The following is a 17271-nucleotide window of genomic DNA, read 5'->3' as shown; positions in this document are numbered from 1 at the left end:
GCTGTTGCATTGTGGAGACGGGGCGGGCGCCATGCTGGGTCCGGGCAGGCGCCGGGCATAGACGCCGGCATAGACGCCGGCACAGACGCCGGCACAGACGCCAGCCCAGACGCCGACTATCGCCCGGCCACGTCGTACACCACGCCCACCCGTGCAAAATTCCCGCCGTGCTGCTTGACGATGACCTCGAACGGGGCGCTCTCGCCCGGTTGCAGCTTGGGCAGGCGCAGTTCCTTGAAGCTGGCGCCGCTGAGCTTGTCCTGGGCGTCGTACAGGCTGACCCAGACCCGCACGTTGTTCACTTCCACCTGGTCCTCGTTGCGCACGCGGCCCGTCACGGTGACGTATTTGTAACGGTAGCGGTAGCTGAAGTTCAGCGTGCCGGTGCCGACACCGGCTTCGGTGTTGTCGACGGAAATGTCCAGCTTGGGCCGGGGGCCGGGCAGGGCGGCGCGCTTGGCGGGCATCCAGTCGGTCTTGACTTCGGTATAGCGGTCGTAGTCGCCGCCAACCAGCGCCACCGGCACGCGCTCGCCCGGGTACAGATAGGCGGGCAGGGTCCAGTCCTGCCGAACCTTCAGCGGGGTCGAGCCGTCGAACACGGTGATCTGCGCCTTGGGCGACAGGGCCACGTAGTCCGCGCTGGTGTTGACGACTTCCGTGTACATGAGCGGGCGGTCGATTTCATCAAGCAGGCGGCGCGGCGGAGACAAGGTCAGCGCTTTGTTATCGAACAGCGCAAAGCCGGGGTCCAGCAGTTCTTCGGTGGTCAGGCGCACATGGTCGATCACCCGCACCTCCGCCGGGCTGACCCGCACGATGCGGGATGCGGAATCGGCCTCCTTGGGCATTTCCGCCCTTGAGGGAGCCTGGGCGGCCGTCAGCGTCATCAAAACCGATACGGCCTTGACCGGCCAGGACAGCGGCGGGGCGCCGCGACGATCAGCTTTCACTTTGCACCATGTAGTCGTAGGACGCGACCTTGCCGTCGCCAAGCATTTCGCAGCGCACGTCGAACGCCGTCAGCGCGCCGGGCGCCAGCGGGTTGGCCGTGGCGTAGCCGTTGCCGGTGCCGATCATCGTGCCGTCTTCGCCGTACAGCATGACGGTGATCTGCGTGCTGCCGGCCTGCGCGTCGCCCTCGTTTTTCACCAGGCCCACCAGGCGGTAGGCGCCGTCGTTCTTCACCAGTTGCACCTTGCTGGGCGTGACCTGGTTGTTCTTGCCGCGCGCGGCCCTGGGCGTGGCCACCTCAAGCGTGTAGCGCGAGTAGGCCTTGTCCGGTACCGAGATCAGCACGGGCACGTATTCACCCGGCTGCAACGAGCGCGCCGACGGCGATGCCGATGTGGACGACAGCGTCAGGTCGCCTTGGTAGAAGGTCGCCGTGACGCGGGGCGGGTCGATCTTCTGGCCGGTTTCGTTGCGCATGATCATCACCAACTGCTTGCGCCCGTGCTTCTGGGTTTCGCGCACGTCCGTCAGCTTGACCTTGGCGGCATCGATGGGCGGCGTGACGGGTTGCGCGCGGTAAGGCGCCGACGGGCGGCTTGATGTCAACATCGACGCCACTAGCGGAATGGCCACCACCGCCGCCACCACCAGCGCGACGATCGCCACCACGCGGGGCTTGATCGGCGCGGGGGGCGCGGGCCGCTGCATGCCCGCCAGGATTTTCTCCAGCCGCTGCGCAACGTCGTCTTCCACCAGCGTCAGCGCGTGGCAGTGATTGCAGCGGTATTCGTTGGTGGCGAGCTTGGTGAACTGCGCGCTGCCGCAGGTTGAGCAGGTCAGCGTGACCGTGTTGATCGTGGTGTGTTTGGGCGTCATTCTGTGCGGGGTTGGCCGGGGCAAAGCGGACAGGGGGACAGGGCGGGAAGGATAGCGGCAGGGCATCGCGCGCGGGGTGCGGGTACGCTTCCGGTTGTGACAATATGTGCCCGGCGTTGACGGCGGCTGGCCGTCTTTGGCCTGCTACCGGGGCCAAAGCGGCCGATGCCCGGGTGATATCATCGCCGCGACTCCACCCCATCCCTCCGCATGACCCTCACCCATCACTTGCTGTTTCTGGCCTGCGTGGCGCTCGCCACCTATGCCCAGACCATGACCGGCTTTGCGTTCGGACTCGTGCTTTTGGGCCTGTCCGGCGTGTTTCAGTTGGCCTCGGTGGCCGAAGTGGCCAATGTGGTCAGCGTGCTGTCGCTGGTGAATGCCGCCGTCACGCTGGCCCGGACCAAGCCGCAAGTGAACTGGTCGCTGATGCGGCCCGCCATGATCGCCAGCTTTGTCGGCGTGGGCGTGGGCGTTGCCGCGTTGACGTGGATCAGCGGGTCAATGACGGTGTTGTTGCAGTTGCTGCTGGGCATCACGATCCTGGCTTGTGCCGTGCTGCTGGTGGCGCGCGCCAAACCGCTGGAACGCCTGTCGTCCAAGGCGTCTTTCTGGTTCTTTGGGGGCATATCCGGGGTGTTGGGCGGCCTGTTCTCCAGCGCCGGGCCGCCGATGGTGTATCACCTGTATCGCCAGCCCTTGCCCTTGGTGGCCATCCGCAACAGCCTGCTGGTGTTGTTTTCGCTGAATGCCGTGGTGCGCCTGACGCTGGTGACGGCGCAGGGCGAATTCGAGGCCTCGTCGTTCTGGCTCAGCGTGTACGCGCTGCCCGTCGTGATTGTCGTGACGTGGGCGGCGCGGCGCTTCAGCACGTCCGGGTCAATGAAGACCGTCAAGCGCATGGTGTTCGTGCTGTTGCTGGCGGCCGGCATGGGCTTGATCGTGCCGGCGGCGCGGATACTGGCGGCGGGGTAGCCGCCAGCGCCGCGTTGGCGCGGGGTTGCGCCAAGCCGCCCTAGGCGTGGCCGCCGCTGATGTAGCGTTCCAGTTCGTGGATGATGAACTTCTGTTCGCTCATGACGTCCTTGACCAGATCGCCGATGGACAGCAGGCCTATGAGCTTTTCGTTGTCGATGACCGGTAGATGGCGAAAATGCCGTTCGGTCATCATGGCCATACAGTGTTCCCGCGTGTCGTTAGGGCCCACGTAATAGACCGAGTCGGTCATGATGTCGCGCACCTTGGTGCTGCGCGACGAACGATCCTGCAGGACCACTTTGCGGGCGTAATCGCGCTCGGAGAGCATGCCCAGCACCGTTTCCCCTTCCACGACCACCACCGCGCCGATGCTGCGTTCGGCCATGGTCTTGATGGCGTCGAACACCGAGGAATCCGGTGAAACCGTCACCACGGAATGGTTCGACTTTTCCCTGAGAATCTCAGCCACTGTTTTCACGATGTGCTCCCGTATCGCTGACAAGGTTCAACCGCGGACCGCGCGTTGCACCCTTCGATAACGGTCAGGGCGCTGCCGCGCGGTCATGCTCCATCCTAAGCCTGCCGGCCACCTTGCCGCAAGCGCGGCGCGGTTATTTGGCTGGCCGGGGGCGGAATGCGTGGACCGCCAGCTCGCGCAGGTTGCGCGCGGCGCTGCGTTCGGTAGCCGGATTCCAGGCCAGGGAAATGCCGATCGTGGCGTCGGTGGGAAAATCGGACAGGGTCTTGGTGACCACGTTCGGGCTGGGATGGCGGCGGGCGCCGGCCGGAACCAGCGCCACGCCCAGCCCGCTTTCAACCAGGCTCAACAAGGTTTGCACCTGCACCGCCTCCTGCGTGATGCGGGGCGTGAAGCCGCGCAACTGGCAAGCGTTGATGGCCGCCATGCGCAAGCCCGCGGCTTCGGTCGCGGTGTACATGATGAAGGCCTCGTCGGCCAGGTCGGCCAACCGAAGTCGGCCCCGGCGCGCCAGGGCATGGCCCTTGGGCACGGCCAGCACGAAGTTCTCGGTGGTCAAGGGGGCAAGCCGAACGTTCGAGCCCATGGCCACCGGCACGCGCACGATGCCGACCTCCAGCGCGTCGTCGGCCAGGTCCTGCATGATGCGGATGGAGGTGGCTTCGCGCAGCACCACCGTCACGCCCGGATAGCGTTGGCGGAACAAGGGCAGCACGCGCGGCAGGATGGCGTGCGTGGCCGACCCCACGAAACCGACGCGCACCGTGCCGCCTTCGCCCGCCGCGCCGGCGCGCGCGGCCAACTGGAATTGCTCGGCATGGAACAAGGCGCGGCGCGCTTCGTCCAGCGCCGCCAGGCCGGCCTCGGTCAGTTGCACGCCTTGGCGGCCGCGCACGAACAGCGCAACGCCCACGCTCTCTTCCAGCTTGCGGATCGACACCGACAACGGCGGCTGCGACATGTGCAGCTTTTCGGCCGCGCGGTGAAAATTCAAGGTGTCGGCCAGCACCAGGAATTGCTGTAGATGACGGAAATCCATGAGGGCGGTCCAAGGCGGGGGGTAGCGCGAAATAAAGGCCTTCGATGATACTTGGACCCTATCGCGGTCGCCATCCGGACCGTGCGTTTCGTATCACCCGCCTAGGCTGCGCCTTGCAGCGTGGTGCGCACCGTGTCCAGCGCGCTGGCGTTGCTGGCCAGCGCATGCGCGCCGATGCGTTCATGCCAGTAGGTTTCTGATCCTGCTGCCCGCCGCCAGTCGCGCAAGCGCCGCGTATACAACTGCAAGTCGAATTCCGCCGTGATCCCCATGGCGCCATGCACGGCATGCGCAATGTCGGCCACGAGCGGCGCCGCCTGGCTGGCGCGTGATTTGCCCACGGCCGCCAGCATGGCTTGCGGCAAGCCGTCGCGGTCTTGAAACGCCAGTTGGGCGCCCATGCGCGCTGCCCACACTTGTTCGGCCATCACGCTGATCTGCTGCTGCACGGCTTGAAAGCGGCCGATGGCGCGGCCGAACTGCGTGCGCGTGTTGGCGTGTGCAAGCGTCATGTCCAGCACCCGTTCCATCGCACCGGCCATCAAGCCTGTGTAGGCCACGGCCGCCAGCGCATCCAGCGCCGGTCCGCTGCCCAGGCATTGTGCGTCCGCCATGGACCACGATGCTTCGCCGTCCAGCGCGCCATGCACGCCGTTGTCGTGCACACAGCCCGCCTGCACGGGCAGCAGCCAGGCCTGCCCGTTGATCTCTGCCAGCACATAAGCGGCCACGCGAACCCAGGGCACGTTGACGCCCGTGATGCGCTTGCCATGAATGGCCAGGCCATCAGGCGCGATGGCGATGGCGCCCGCCGGCCGGGCATGCGGTGTTTGCCCGACAGCCGCCAGCCAGGCGCGCGCCAGCATCGTATGCACGATGGGATAGGGGCACAGGTGGCGGCCCGCCGCCAGCGCCACGGGCAAGGCGTCGGCCAATGCAAGCCCGGCGCCGCCCTGCGATTCCGGCACCAGCGCGTCCGCGAAGCCCGCGTCCTCGCAGGCCTGCCAGGCGGCGTCGATGGGCTGGCCTTGTTCGGTGGCGCGCAGCAGCGCGGGTGTGCAGGTCTGGGCGAACAGGCGTTCGGCGGCGTCGCCAAGCAGGGTGTCCATGGGGGGCGTCCAGTAGTTATCGAAGGGCAAGGCCGCGCGCGATGATGCCGCGCAGAATTTCGCGCGTGCCGCCGCGCAGGGAAAACGTGGGAGCAATCTGTTCCAGGTAGGCCAGCGTGCGCAGCAGCGGCAGGGGCGGCGGCACCTCGGGTTGGCGGCCCAGCGCATCGCCGATCAGTTGCGGAATGCGTTGTTCCAGTTCGGTGCCCAGGTCTTTCACCAACGCGGCCTCGGTGGCCGGGCTTTCGCCGGCCGCCAGCTTGCCCGCCACCGCCAGCGACAGGGCGCGCAGCACCGCCATCTGCGACAGGATCGCGCCCAGCGTGGCGCGGCTGGCGGTGTTGTCCGACAGGCCACGGCAATGCGTCAGCCAGCATTCCAGCAGCGCAATGCTGGAATACAAGCGCTCGGGGCCGCTGCGCTCGAAGGCCAGTTCAGCATTCACCTGCGCCCAGCCCGCGCCTTCCTCCCCGATCAGCGCGTCGGCAGACAGTTCGACGTTGTCGAAGAACACTTCCGAGAAATGCGCATCGCCCGTCAGGTCTTGAATGGGGCGCACGGTCACGCCGGGCAGCGACAGGTCCACGATCAGTTGCGACAAGCCTTGATGGCGGTCTTCGGCGGTACCCGACGTGCGGACCAGCGCAATCATGTAGTGCGAGCGGTGCGCGTTGGTCGTCCAGATCTTGCTGCCGTTCAGGCGCCAGCCGCCACGTTCGGCGCTGATCAGGTCTGCGCGAGTGCGAATGCCAGCCAGATCGGACCCGGCCCCGGGCTCGCTCATGCCGATGCAGAAGAAGGCGTCTGCGCGGCAGATGCGCGGCAGATAGAACGCGCGTTGCGCGGGCGAGCCGTATTTCAGGATCAGGGGCGCGCTCTGGCGGTCGGCAATCCAGTGCGCCGACACCGGTGCCCCCGCGCCCAGCAATTCTTCGGACAGCACGAAGCGCGCGAAGTGGCCGCGTTCGGCGCCGCCGTACTCGCGCGGCAGCGTCAGGCCGAGCCACCCGCGCTCGGCAAGCTGGCGGCTGAAGCCGGCATCAAAGCCCATCCAGGAGCGCGCGCGCTCGTCGGGTTCCAGGCCGTCCAGCGTGTCCGCCAGAAAGGCGCGAACCTCAGCGCGCAAGGCTTCGTCGGCGCAAGGAATGGTGGTCAGTTCCAGCGTATCGATCATGGCGGTGAACCGAATGGGGTGGCATGCCCGGGGCGGGCGCATCCAACGACTATCACTGAGCGAGCAGACAGGCGTCCAATATTATTTTCGTGATTTCCGATACCGATCTTGTATCAGCAAGCCAAAAACTAATATTGGACGATGCCCAGGCGCGGGGCCTACGCTGATGGCTTTCGCCGCCGCGCGCGCAGGCGATCCAAGAACTTTTATGTCAGGAGCACAACATGACGGAACTCGTGCATTTCGAGCTGGACGCGGACGGCGTGGCCACGCTGACGCTGGACGACCCGGCCACGCGCAACGCCTTGACCGGCAGCGACATCGTGGACCAGATGCTGGCGGTGTTTGCGCGTATCGAACGCGACCCGGCCGTGCGTGTGCTGATCCTGACCGCGGCGGGCAAGGCGTTTTCGTCAGGCGGCAATATCAACGAGATGCAGCGGCAGATCGGCCCCGAGGTGGGTAGCGTGGCACTGCGCCAGGAATACCGGCATGGCATACAACGCCTGCCGCTGGCGCTGCACGCGCTGGAGGTGCCGACGATTGCGGCGGTGAACGGGCCGGCCATCGGAGCGGGCTGCGACCTGGCCTGCATGTGCGACGTGCGCATCGCGTCGGAAGCCGCCACGTTTGCGGAAAGCTTCGTCAAGCTGGGCATCATTCCCGGCGACGGCGGCGCGTGGTTTTTGCCGCGCCTGATCGGCATGGCGCGCGCCGCCGAAATGTCGTTCACCGGTGACGCCATCAGCGCGGCCACCGCGCTGGAATGGGGTTTGGTGTCGCGCGTGGTGCCCGCCGTGGAGCTGTTGCCCGCCGCGCGCGCGCTGGCGGGCCGCATGGCGGCCAATTCGCCCCAGGCCGTGCGGCTGACCAAGCGGCTCTTGCGTGAAAGCCAGCATGCGCGGCTGGACGCCTTGCTGGAATTGTCGGCGGCGTATCAGGCGCTGGCCCACAAGACCGACGAGCACGCGGATGCCGTCGCCCAATTCCTTGCGGCGCGGCGGCGCTAGGCCGGCGGTATGATGGAAAACATCACAAGGAGGAAACACCATGAATGAAGTTATCGTCGCGTCGGCCGTCCGCAGCGCCATTGGCGACTTTGGCGGCGCGCTGAAAGATGTACCGCCCTGCGACCTGGGCGCCACCGTCATCCGTGCCGCGCTGGAACGCGCCGCCGTCAAGGGCGACGAGGTCGGCCACGTTGCGGTGGGCCACGTCATCAACACCGAACCGCGCGACATGTATTTGTCGCGCGTGGCGGCCATGAACGCCGGCATCGCCAAGGAAACGCCGGCCTTCAACGTCAACCGCCTGTGCGGCTCGGGCCTGCAAGCCATTGTGTCCGCCGCGCAAACCATCATGCTGGGCGATGCCGACATCGCCATCGGCGCGGGCGCCGAAAGCATGAGCCGCGCCCCGTACATCGTGCCGTCGCAACGCTGGGGCGCCCGCATGGGTGACAGCACCATGCTGGACATGATGACCGGCGCCTTGTCCGACCCCTTCGGTCGCATGCACATGGGTGTTACCGCCGAAAACGTGGCGGCCAAGTTCGGCATCAGCCGGCAAGACCAGGACCTGCTGGCGGTGGAATCGCATCGCCGCGCGGCGGCCGCCATCGACGCCGGCTATTTCCGTGACCAGATCGTGCCGGTGGTGTTGAAGACACGCAAGGGCGAAGTCGTGTTCGACACCGACGAGCACGTGCGCCGCGACGTCTCGGCCGACACCATGGCCGCGCTCAAGCCCGTGTTCAAGAAAGAGAACGGCACCGTCACGGCGGGCAATGCGTCGGGCCTGAACGACGGCGCGGGCGCCGTGGTGCTGATGAACGCATCGGTGGCGGCCAAGCGTGGCGTCAAGCCGCTGGCGCGCCTGGTGGCTTACGCGCATTCGGGCGTGGACCCGGACATCATGGGCATCGGCCCGGTGCCCGCCACGCAGGCCGCGCTCAAGCGCGCCGGCCTCACGGTGGACCAACTGGACGTCATCGAAGCCAATGAAGCCTTTGCCGCGCAAGCCTGCGCCGTTTCGCGCGAACTGAAGCTGGACCCGGCCAAGGTCAACCCCAACGGCAGCGGCATCGGCCTGGGCCACCCCATTGGCGCCACCGGCGCGATCATCACCGTCAAGGCGTTGCATGAACTGCAACGTGTGGGCGGACGCTACGCGCTGGTGACGATGTGCATCGGCGGCGGGCAGGGCATCGCTGCTATCTTCGAGCGCATTTAAGTTGCCGGCAGCAAGCGCGTGAATTTCGCTGAATGAGTTTGTCTGACTGAATGTGCTTGCAGTCGAGTGATAGTGCTTGACCAGATACGCGCCCCGCCACCACGCGGGGCGCGTGTCCCTCATTCATGACCCAGATAGTCCTGCGCCCAGGCCAGGCATTCGGCGCGCAGCAGTGCCCCCATCTTGGCGCGGCGCGGCGCATCCAGCCGGCTGCTGATGGCGCCGAAGCTGAACGCCACCCACGTCAGTTCCGACACCGGAAACGCTACTCCCACCCCCGACACGCCCGGCGTGATCGTGTCCACGATCTCGGAGTACCCCGCCGCGCGCGTCTGCTTCACGGCCTTCATCAGGGCAGTGCTTGATACGCCGATCTGTGCGTAGCTGGCCGCGTGCCGCGCATACAGCGACGCAATCTCTTCATCCGCCAGGCTGGCCATCAGCGCCAGGCCGCCCGCGCCCACGCCCAGCAGTCGGCGTTCGCCCTGGTCGATGGTGAATACCTTCACCGGAAACGAACCCGCCTCGCGCAGCAGGCACAGCGCGTAGTCGCCCTGGCGTATCACCAGGAACACGGTGTCGCCCGACAGCCGCGCCAGCTTCTGCGCGAAGGGGCGCAGCGCGTCCAGCAGCGGCGTGCGGCGCAGCGCGGCAAAGCCCAACTGCATGGAATCCACACCCAGGCGGTAGCGCCGGGTGCGCCCGTCGCGTTCGGCGAACTGCTCTTCCAGCAGGCAGCTCAGCAGGCGATGGGCAGTTGAGCGCTCCAGCCCGCTTGCCGCCATGACGCCTTGCAGGTCAATGCCGTCTTCCTGGTGCTGCGCCAGCACCCGCAGCAACCCCAAGGCCCGGCGCATGCTTTGGGTCCCGCCAGTGGCCATCGTCTTGTTCATATTGTGGGAAAAATTGATTGAATATTTTGTATTCTAGGATTCCAGGTGCGTTAATTCAATCAAATCGATGCAGTGCAAGCGCTGCAACCCAACCGACCCGGGCCACACGAGCGCGGGCCCCGCAAGAGACGAGGAGACTATGGAATACGCCACCCTGGCCGTCGAGCACTACGACTCGGTCTGCCGCATCAGCCTGGCGCGCGAGTCCGCGCGCAACGCCCAAAGCCAGCAGATGCTGGATGAGCTGGACGACGCCCTGACCCGCGCCGAGCAGGACGACGCCGTTCGGGTGGTGGTGCTGGCCGGGCGCGGCGCGCATTTCTCGGCGGGCCACGACTTGAAGGAAGCGCAGGCCAAGCGCGCGGACTTCACCGTGGAAGAACGCTGGGAATATGAATCGCGCCGCTACTACGGCTACTGCCTGCGCATCTGGGACTTTCCCAAGCCCACGGTGGCCCAGGTGCAGGGCGCCTGCGTGGCCGGCGGCTTCATGATCGCCAATATGTGCGACCTGGTCGTGTGCGCCGACACCGCGTACTTCTCCGACCCGGTCGGCCACACGCTTGCGGCCGCCGCCACCGAAGTGCTGATCCACCCCTGGGTGATGGGCCTGCGCAAAGCCAAGGAAATGCTCTACACCGGTGAAAAGGTCGACGCCCAGGAAGCGCTGCGCATCGGTATGGTGAACCGCGTGGTGCCTGAAGCCGAGCTGGACGAGGCCACGCTGGCGTTGGCGCGGCGCATCGCGCAGGCGCCGCCGTTCGGGCTGCGGCTGATCAAGCGGTCGTTGAACCGCACCGCCGATGCGCAGGGCTTTCGCACCGCGTTGTCGGCCCACTTCGACACGCATCAACTATCGCACTTGAGCGAAGAATTCCAGGCGGTGCGCGAGCGCGGCCTGGCGCAAGCCATTCAGCGCAACAAGAAGGGCGAAACGGCATGAGGCCCGCGCTGGATTGCCTGCTGGATCCGCATTCCATCGCGATGATCGGCGCCAGCGCCAACGCGGGCCGTATCGGCGGCATGCCCTTGGAATTGCTGACGCGCTTTGGCTACGCGGGCGGCATCTATCCCGTCAACCCGAAGTACCAGGAAGTGTTCGGCAAGCGCTGCTGGCCCGACATTGAATCGGTGCCCGAGCCGGTCGACCTGGCGGTGCTGGCGATTGCCGCGGCCGACGTCACGCCCATGCTGCGCCGTTGCCATGCCAAGGGCGTGCGCGCGGCCATCGTTTATGCGGCGGGCTTTGCGGAAGCGGGCGGTGAGGGCGTGCGCCTGCAAGACGAACTGGAAGCCTTCGTGGCGCAAAGCGGCATGGCCGTGGCCGGGCCCAACTGCATGGGTTTCGCCAACTTGAACACGCAGGCGCACACGGCGTTTGCGTCGGTGTTCAAGACCGCGCCGGCACAGTCCGGGCCGGGCGTGGTCAGCCTGCTGACGCAAAGCGGCAATGTGTGCGCGGCGGTGTACGCCATCGCGCGCCGGCTTGACCTGCCTTTCTCGCATTTCATCAACACCGGCAATGAAGCCTGCCTGGATTTCTCGCAGTACCTCGAATACCTGGCGGGCGATCCGCGCACGGAAATCGTGCTGGGCTATATCGAACAACTGCGTGACGGCGAACGCTTCGTGCGGGCCTGCCGCGAACTGGAACGCCAGGGCAAGCTGCTGATTGCATTGAAGGCCGGCAACACCGAGAAGGGCGCGCAGGCCGTGCGTTCGCATACGTCAGCGCTGGCCGGCGACCGGCGCGTGTACGCGGCGGCGTTTCGCCAACTGAACGTGATTGAAGCCACGGATTTTGCGCAGATGGCGCACCTGGCCAGCCTGGCCACGCTGCGCCATCGCAGCGCCGGCAAGCGGGTGGCCGTGTTGACGATGTCCGGGGCGCTGGGCGCGATCCTGGCCGACAAGTTCATCGGCGCGGGCCTGGACTTGCCCGATCTGCCCGAAGACTTGCAGGCCGTGCTGCGCGGCGGCATTCCCGATTACGGCATGGTCGGCAACCCGGTGGACGTGACCGGCAACGTGGTCAACGACCCCGACTTCGTGCGCACGGTGCTGCAGGCCCTGGCCACCACCGACGCCATCGACGCGGTGGTGGTCTACGCACCCGGCTACATGCTGGACCGCATGGCCGATGCCTTGGTCGAGGCGTCGCGCCAGCATGCGCGCCTGTTCATCGCCATCGATACCGGCCTGGCCCAAAGCCGCGCCGCCTTGCGCGAGGCCGAGGTGGCCGTGTTTGAAGACCTGGGGCAGGCGGTGTCCGCCCTGGCGCCTTACCTCCTGTGGTGCGACGCGCGCGGCGGCCATCGCACCGCGCCCGCGCCGCGCCTGGACGCGGCCGTGGCGCCGGCGCTGCCCTGCAATGAAGCCGATGCACGCGTCTACCTGGCCGCCTTCGGCCTGCCGCAGGCCCAGGCTCGCCCGGCGCGCAATGCCGACGAAGCCGTGGCCGATGCACGCGCCGCGGGCTATCCCGTGGCCTTGAAGATTCTTAGCGCCGACATCGCGCACAAGACGGAAGTGGGCGGCGTGGCGCTGGGGCTGGCGGATGACGACGCGGTCAAAGCGGCCCGCGAACGGATCCTGCATTCGGCGGCTGCGGCGCAACCCGATGCGCGCATCGACGGCGTGCTGGTGCAGAAGATGGAACGCGGCGTGGCCGAGCTGATCGTGGGCGCCACCCGCGACCCGGTCTTTGGCCCCGTGCTGACGGTGGGGCTGGGCGGCGTGCTGACGGAAATCTATCAAGACACCAGCCACCGGCTGTTGCCCGTGGACGAAGACATGGCCATGCAGATGCTGCGCGAGCTGAAGGCGTTTGCGCTGCTGGACGGCTACCGGGGCAAGCCGCGAGCCGATCTGGCGGCGGCCTGCCGAAGTATTGTCGCCGTGGGCAACGCCATGTTTGCCGCGCCCGCGCACGTGGCGGAAATTGAAGTCAATCCCTTGCTGATCAAAGAGGCGGGACAAGGCGTTGCGGTACTGGACGCGCTGATCCTGCCCGCAACCCCGTAGTGCAACCGCGCAAACCGCGCAAGCGCATCCCCCAGGAGGAGACAAGCATGATGAAAAGACTATTGGCCGGCGTGGCGCTGGCCTGCATCGGCGTGACAGGCCCATCGCACGCCCAGGACCCGTATCCCAACCGGCCCGTGCGTATCGTGGTGCCGTTTTCGCCTGGCGGCGCGGCGGACATCATGAGCCGCCTGCTGGCCGAACGGCTGACCGCCAAGCTGGGTCAGACCGTCATCGTGGAAAACAAGCCGGGCGGCGGCACGATGATTGCGTCCGACTATGTGTCGCGCGCCGCGCCCGATGGCTACACGCTGCTGATGGCGGCATCGTCGCTGGGCATCGCGCCCAGCATCTACGCCAAGGTCAATTACGACCCCATCAAGGACTTCGCGCCGGTCAGTCAGGTGGCGTCGGTGGTGCATGTGCTGGAGGTGCATCCGTCGATTCCGGCCAAGAACGTGGGCGAGCTCATCGCCTATCTGAAAGCCAACCCGGGCAAGGTCAGCTATGGCTCGGTGGGCGCCGGCAGCTCCACGCACCTTGAGGCCGAACTCTTCAACAGCATGGCCGGCGTGCAGATGGCGCATATTCCGTACAAGGGCAGCGCGCCCGCGCTGAACGATCTGGTGGCCGGGCGCATCCAGGTGATGTTCGACGCCTGGGCCTCGTCCGGCCCCTTCGTGAAGGACGGCAAGCTGCGCGCGCTGGCGGTGACGACGACGAAGCCTTCGGCTTCCGTGCCGGACCTGCCGACGGTGGCGGCCTCCGGTCTGCCGGGCTATTCGGCGATGCCATGGCTGGGACTGGTGGCGCCGGCGGGCACGCCGCAAGCCGCGATCGACAAGCTCTACCAGAACCTGGCGCAGATTCTGGCGCAACCCGAGGTGAAGGCGCAGTTCAAGGGCCTGGGGCTGGACATCATCGGCAGCGACCCCAAGGCCTTCTCCGCCTTTATCCGGCAAGACGTAAGCACCTGGGCCAAGGTGGCGCGCGATTCCAACATCCGACTGGAGTAGCAGGAATGGGTCGACAGGAACAAGCCACGCAAGCCAGCGTGGCTACAGACGACGCCGCCTTCCGCCAGCAACTGCGCGCGTGGCTGAACGACGCCTACGCCAGCTTCGTGCGCGGTTGGCCGGGCGGCGCGGCCCCGCGCGACCTGGATTTCCGGCGCGCCTGGGAAGACGCGCTGTGCGCCAGCGGCTGGTCTGGCCTGGGCTGGCCCCGGGACTACGGCGGACAGGGCTTGCCGCTGTCGCGCCAGGCCGTGTTCCATGAAGAGCATGCGCGTTGCGGCGCGCCGCTGGGCGTGAACCTGATCGGCCACGGCATTCTGGCGCCCACGCTGCTGCACTTTGGCAGCGAGGCCCAGAAGCGCCGCTTCCTGCCCGGCATCCTGTCCAACCGCGAGGTGTGGTGCCAGGGCTATTCAGAACCCGGGGCCGGGTCCGACCTGGCCTCGGTGCGCACGCGCGCCGAAGCCGTGGCGGGCGGCTACCGGGTCAACGGCCACAAGATATGGACGTCGTTTGCCGACCGCGCGCAGTGGTGTTTCGTGCTGGCGCGCACGGACGCCAGCGCCCCCAAGCACAAGGGCCTAAGCTTCCTGCTGGTGGACATGCGCAGCCCCGGCGTGCGGGTGGAACCCATCCGCCAGATGACGGGCGACGCCGAATTCTGCGAAGTGTTCTTTGAAGATGTCTTCGTGCCGCAAGACCTGCTGCTGGGGCAGGAGAACCAGGGCTGGAAGGTGGCGATGGCCGCCGCCAGCTTTGAGCGCGGCACGTATTTCATTCCGCGCCTGGTGCGCTTTGGGCAAGAGCTGGACGCTGTGCGCCGCCTGGCGCTGCGCCCCGATGCCTACGGGCATGTGCCGGCCTCGTCGGCGGCGGTGCGTCACAAGTGGGCGCGGCTGGCGGCCGACAGCCATGTGCTGGCATTGAAGTCGCAACGCGCGCTGGAAGGCGCCATGCGCGGCGACCCGCCCGGGCCGGAAGGCTCGTCCACCAAAATCCACTGGAGCGAGGCACATCAGCGGTTGCTGGAACTATCCATGCAGATGCTGGGCGACGCGGCATGCCTGGTGGACGACGCCGATGCACAAGCCGCCGAGCTGACGCACGCCTACCTGTGGTCGCGCGCCGAAACCATCCTGGCGGGCACGTCCGAGATCCAGCGCAACATCATCGCCGAGCAGATGCTGGGCCTGCCTAAGGCTTGAATTCCATGAGCCAGGACTCGCCACAACTTGAACTCGCCTCGACTTGAACCAACCACGCGCTAGCGCCCGCCACGGTTTGAACCTGCCACTAGCTTGAACCTTGTCACGACGATCACCATGACTTTTTCCTTGAGTGAAGACCAGCGCATGCTGCAAGAGGCGGCCGGGCGCTTTCTGGCTGACCGCCATCCTCCAAGCGTCGCCCGCGCGGCGGCGACGCGTTCGGCTCACGCCCGCCTGGCGCTATGGCGCGAGATTGCCGAACAAGGCTGGCCCGCGCTGCTGGCGCCGGCCGGGCACGACGGGCTGGGCTTGGGCCTGGGTATGCGAGAGGCCTGGGTCGTGGCGGAAGCGGCGGGGCGGCATTTGCTGAGCCTGCCGCTGGTGGCGAACATGGTCGTGCTGCCCACCTTGTGCGAGGCTGGCGCGGCCGGACCCGTGGCGAAGTGGGCGCAAGCCATGATGCAAGGCGAGATGTACTTCGCGGACGCGGCGATGCGCCCGGACGGCTCGGCGTTCATCGAGGGCGCGGGGGCAGGCGTGCCGGCCTTGGCATTGGGCTGCGTGGGGCCGGGCAGCTTGCGGCTGGAACGCCATGCGCCCTTGTCGGGCATCGGGGGCACTGCGGGCACATCGGGCATTTCCGGTACGTCGGGCATTGCGGGCATTCCCGGCACATCAGGCATCTCGGCCACCGCGGGCCTGGACCCGACGATGCCGGTGGCGCGGGTGGCGTGCCCCGACGTGCAGGAGGCTATCGAATTACAAGTCGACGCGCGCCTGTGGCGGCGCTTGAAAGCCCGCATGACGCTGTTGCGCTCGGCGGAACTGCTGGGCGCGGCGTCGGCGGCGCTGGACATGGCGGCGGCGTATGCACGCGAGCGCCGCCAGTTCGACCGCGCCATCGGCGCCAACCAGGCGATCAAGCATCGCCTGGCCGACGACTGGATGGCGCTGGACGACGCGCGGCTGGCCGGTATGGCCGCGGCGGCGTCCCACGATGCCGACGCACCATCGGCGGACCGCGACAGCCTGTACGTGCCGCTGCTGGCGGTGGAGGGCGGCCGGCGCGCCGTGCAGAACGCGATTCAGGTGCATGGCGCCCTGGGCATCACCTGGGAATGCGACGCGCACCTGTACCTGAAGCGGGTGTTGCGGCTGGCGGCGAGCTTGCACGCGGATGCGTCATGCACCGAATGGCTGGAGCGGATCTGGGAAGGCGCCGACGCCGACAGGGCCGCTGCCTGAGGGCGCGAACCGGCGCTGCGGCCAGCATGCGCTGGCATACGGTTCAGGCAGGCGGGGCTGGCAGATCGGGCTGACATGCCGGGCTGACATGCCGGGCTGACATGACGGGCGGGCATAGCAGGCAGGCCAAGCAAGCAACGGCCAGACGCCCGCCCGGCGTCCGCCCTACAATCGCCGCCATGAATAAATCGAACTTCCCCTCCGAACTCGACCAGCCGACCCTGTCCGAACTGGACGGCGTGCGCTATCTGCACTTCAACACCCAATGGGTCCAGGGCGCCATGCGCGTCAAGACCCCGGCCGAGCTGGTGCTGGAATACACCGGCCAGATGATGGCCTGGCTGCTGTTCCTGGAGCCGCCCAAGGAAGAGGCCATCGGCATGCTGGGCCTGGGCGCGGGTTCGCTGGCGCGCTTTTGCGTGAAGCACACGCGCAGCCCGCTGCTGGCCGTGGAATGGAACCCGCGTGTGACCGCCGCGTGCCACATGTTCTTCCGCCTGCCCGGATCGAACCGGCTGCAAGTCGAACACATGGACGCCGGGCTGTGGGTGGCCGACCCCGCCAACGCCGGACGATGCCCCGTGCTGATGGTGGACCTGTATGACGCCGCCGCCGAAGGCCCGGTGCGCGACAGCGTGAAGTTCTATCGCGATTGCCGGCGCGTGCTGGGCGAGGTCGGCGTGGTGGCGGTGAACCTGTTCGGCCGCCACGAAAGCTTCGGCAAGAATATCGACAACCTGTCCAAGGCGTTTGACGACCGCGTGGTGTTGCTGCCGGAAGTGGACGCGGGCAACCAGATCGTGCTGGCTTTCTCGGGCCCGCGCCTGTCAGTCACCCCCGCCGAATTGCTGGAACGCGCGGAAGTCGTCGAATCCAAGTACGGGCTGCCGGCGCGCCGCTGGGCGCGGGCGCTGACCCGCCACGCCGTGGACGGCGTGCTGCATTTCTGATCGGTCCCCGGCGTTCTGCCGGGGGTGTTTTCATCTTCAGGATGGCGTTCGGGGGCGGAAGGGGTTTTCCAGGGGTTTACCTTTTTCCGCATCGG

General features: G+C 67.1%; 16 protein-coding genes. 9 read left to right on the top strand and 7 right to left on the bottom strand.

Annotated features, from left to right (window positions below):
• Window positions 1-116: 116 nt before the first annotated feature.
• Window positions 117-953 carry an FxLYD domain-containing protein gene (locus tag CVS48_RS23470; RefSeq protein ID WP_100856541.1) on the bottom strand — a complete coding sequence of 279 codons (837 nt, stop codon included), beginning with the start codon at window positions 951-953 and terminating at the stop codon, window positions 117-119.
• The gene (locus CVS48_RS23465; RefSeq protein WP_100856540.1) at window positions 943-1830 is read right to left on the bottom strand and encodes an FxLYD domain-containing protein; all 888 of its coding nucleotides are present in this window, start codon (window positions 1828-1830) and stop codon (window positions 943-945) included. Before CVS48_RS23465 ends, CVS48_RS23470 begins: the two co-directional genes overlap by 11 nt.
• Before the next feature lie 210 nt (window positions 1831-2040).
• On the opposite strand from CVS48_RS23465, the gene CVS48_RS23460 reads away from it, so the two are divergent.
• On the top strand, window positions 2041-2805 hold the full coding sequence (locus CVS48_RS23460) for a sulfite exporter TauE/SafE family protein (protein ID WP_100856539.1): 765 nt from the start codon (window positions 2041-2043) through the stop codon (window positions 2803-2805).
• 40 nt (window positions 2806-2845) lie between these two features.
• Here CVS48_RS23460 and CVS48_RS23455 read toward each other — a convergent pair whose 3' ends face one another.
• From CVS48_RS23455 to CVS48_RS23440, 4 genes are all read right to left on the bottom strand, one after another.
• Window positions 2846-3286: a CBS domain-containing protein gene (locus CVS48_RS23455; protein WP_100856538.1), complete on the bottom strand. Its 441-nt coding sequence runs from the start codon at window positions 3284-3286 to the stop codon at window positions 2846-2848.
• Between the two features lie 133 nt (window positions 3287-3419).
• A complete protein-coding gene (locus tag CVS48_RS23450; RefSeq protein WP_100856537.1) occupies window positions 3420-4325 on the bottom strand; it encodes a LysR family transcriptional regulator in 906 nt (301 codons plus the stop codon).
• 101 nt (window positions 4326-4426) lie between these two features.
• Complete coding sequence (locus tag CVS48_RS23445; RefSeq protein WP_100856536.1) at window positions 4427-5434, bottom strand: acyl-CoA dehydrogenase family protein; 1008 nt, start codon at window positions 5432-5434, stop codon at window positions 4427-4429.
• A gap of 16 nt (window positions 5435-5450) precedes the next feature.
• Window positions 5451-6608, bottom strand: coding sequence for an acyl-CoA dehydrogenase family protein (locus CVS48_RS23440; protein WP_100856535.1), 1158 nt, complete (start codon window positions 6606-6608; stop codon window positions 5451-5453).
• Window positions 6609-6832: 224 nt separating this feature from the next.
• Here CVS48_RS23440 and CVS48_RS23435 point away from each other — a divergent pair, with 224 nt between their 5' ends.
• On the top strand, window positions 6833-7618 hold the full coding sequence (locus tag CVS48_RS23435) for a crotonase/enoyl-CoA hydratase family protein (RefSeq protein ID WP_100856534.1): 786 nt from the start codon (window positions 6833-6835) through the stop codon (window positions 7616-7618).
• 40 nt (window positions 7619-7658) lie between these two features.
• On the top strand, window positions 7659-8840 hold the full coding sequence (gene bktB, locus CVS48_RS23430) for a beta-ketothiolase BktB (RefSeq protein ID WP_100856533.1): 1182 nt from the start codon (window positions 7659-7661) through the stop codon (window positions 8838-8840).
• A 119-nt stretch (window positions 8841-8959) separates the two neighbouring features.
• Here the strand turns inward: bktB and CVS48_RS23425 are convergent, their stop codons facing one another.
• The gene (locus tag CVS48_RS23425; RefSeq protein ID WP_100856532.1) at window positions 8960-9733 is read right to left on the bottom strand and encodes an IclR family transcriptional regulator; all 774 of its coding nucleotides are present in this window, start codon (window positions 9731-9733) and stop codon (window positions 8960-8962) included.
• Between the two features lie 139 nt (window positions 9734-9872).
• On the opposite strand from CVS48_RS23425, the gene CVS48_RS23420 reads away from it, so the two are divergent.
• From CVS48_RS23420 to CVS48_RS23395, 6 genes are all read left to right on the top strand, one after another.
• Window positions 9873-10676, top strand: coding sequence for an enoyl-CoA hydratase (locus CVS48_RS23420; protein ID WP_100856531.1), 804 nt, complete (start codon window positions 9873-9875; stop codon window positions 10674-10676).
• On the top strand, window positions 10673-12757 hold the full coding sequence (locus CVS48_RS23415; protein ID WP_100856530.1) for an acetate--CoA ligase family protein: 2085 nt from the start codon (window positions 10673-10675) through the stop codon (window positions 12755-12757). Before CVS48_RS23420 ends, CVS48_RS23415 begins: the two co-directional genes overlap by 4 nt.
• A gap of 47 nt (window positions 12758-12804) precedes the next feature.
• A complete protein-coding gene (locus tag CVS48_RS23410) occupies window positions 12805-13773 on the top strand; it encodes a Bug family tripartite tricarboxylate transporter substrate binding protein (RefSeq protein WP_100856529.1) in 969 nt (322 codons plus the stop codon).
• A 5-nt stretch (window positions 13774-13778) separates the two neighbouring features.
• Window positions 13779-14978 carry an acyl-CoA dehydrogenase family protein gene (locus CVS48_RS23405; RefSeq protein ID WP_100856528.1) on the top strand — a complete coding sequence of 400 codons (1200 nt, stop codon included), beginning with the start codon at window positions 13779-13781 and terminating at the stop codon, window positions 14976-14978.
• Between the two features lie 117 nt (window positions 14979-15095).
• Window positions 15096-16226, top strand: a complete 1131-nt coding sequence (locus CVS48_RS23400) for an acyl-CoA dehydrogenase family protein (RefSeq protein WP_242001182.1) — start codon at window positions 15096-15098, stop codon at window positions 16224-16226.
• 179 nt (window positions 16227-16405) lie between these two features.
• Window positions 16406-17176 carry a class I SAM-dependent methyltransferase gene (locus tag CVS48_RS23395; RefSeq protein ID WP_100856527.1) on the top strand — a complete coding sequence of 257 codons (771 nt, stop codon included), beginning with the start codon at window positions 16406-16408 and terminating at the stop codon, window positions 17174-17176.
• Window positions 17177-17271: the final 95 nt, after the last annotated feature.

Source organism: Achromobacter spanius (genome assembly GCF_002812705.1).
Classification (GTDB): Bacteria; Pseudomonadota; Gammaproteobacteria; order Burkholderiales; family Burkholderiaceae_B; genus Achromobacter; species Achromobacter spanius.
Note: the sequence above shows the minus strand (reverse complement) of the source record. Positions and strands in the feature narration are given on the sequence as shown.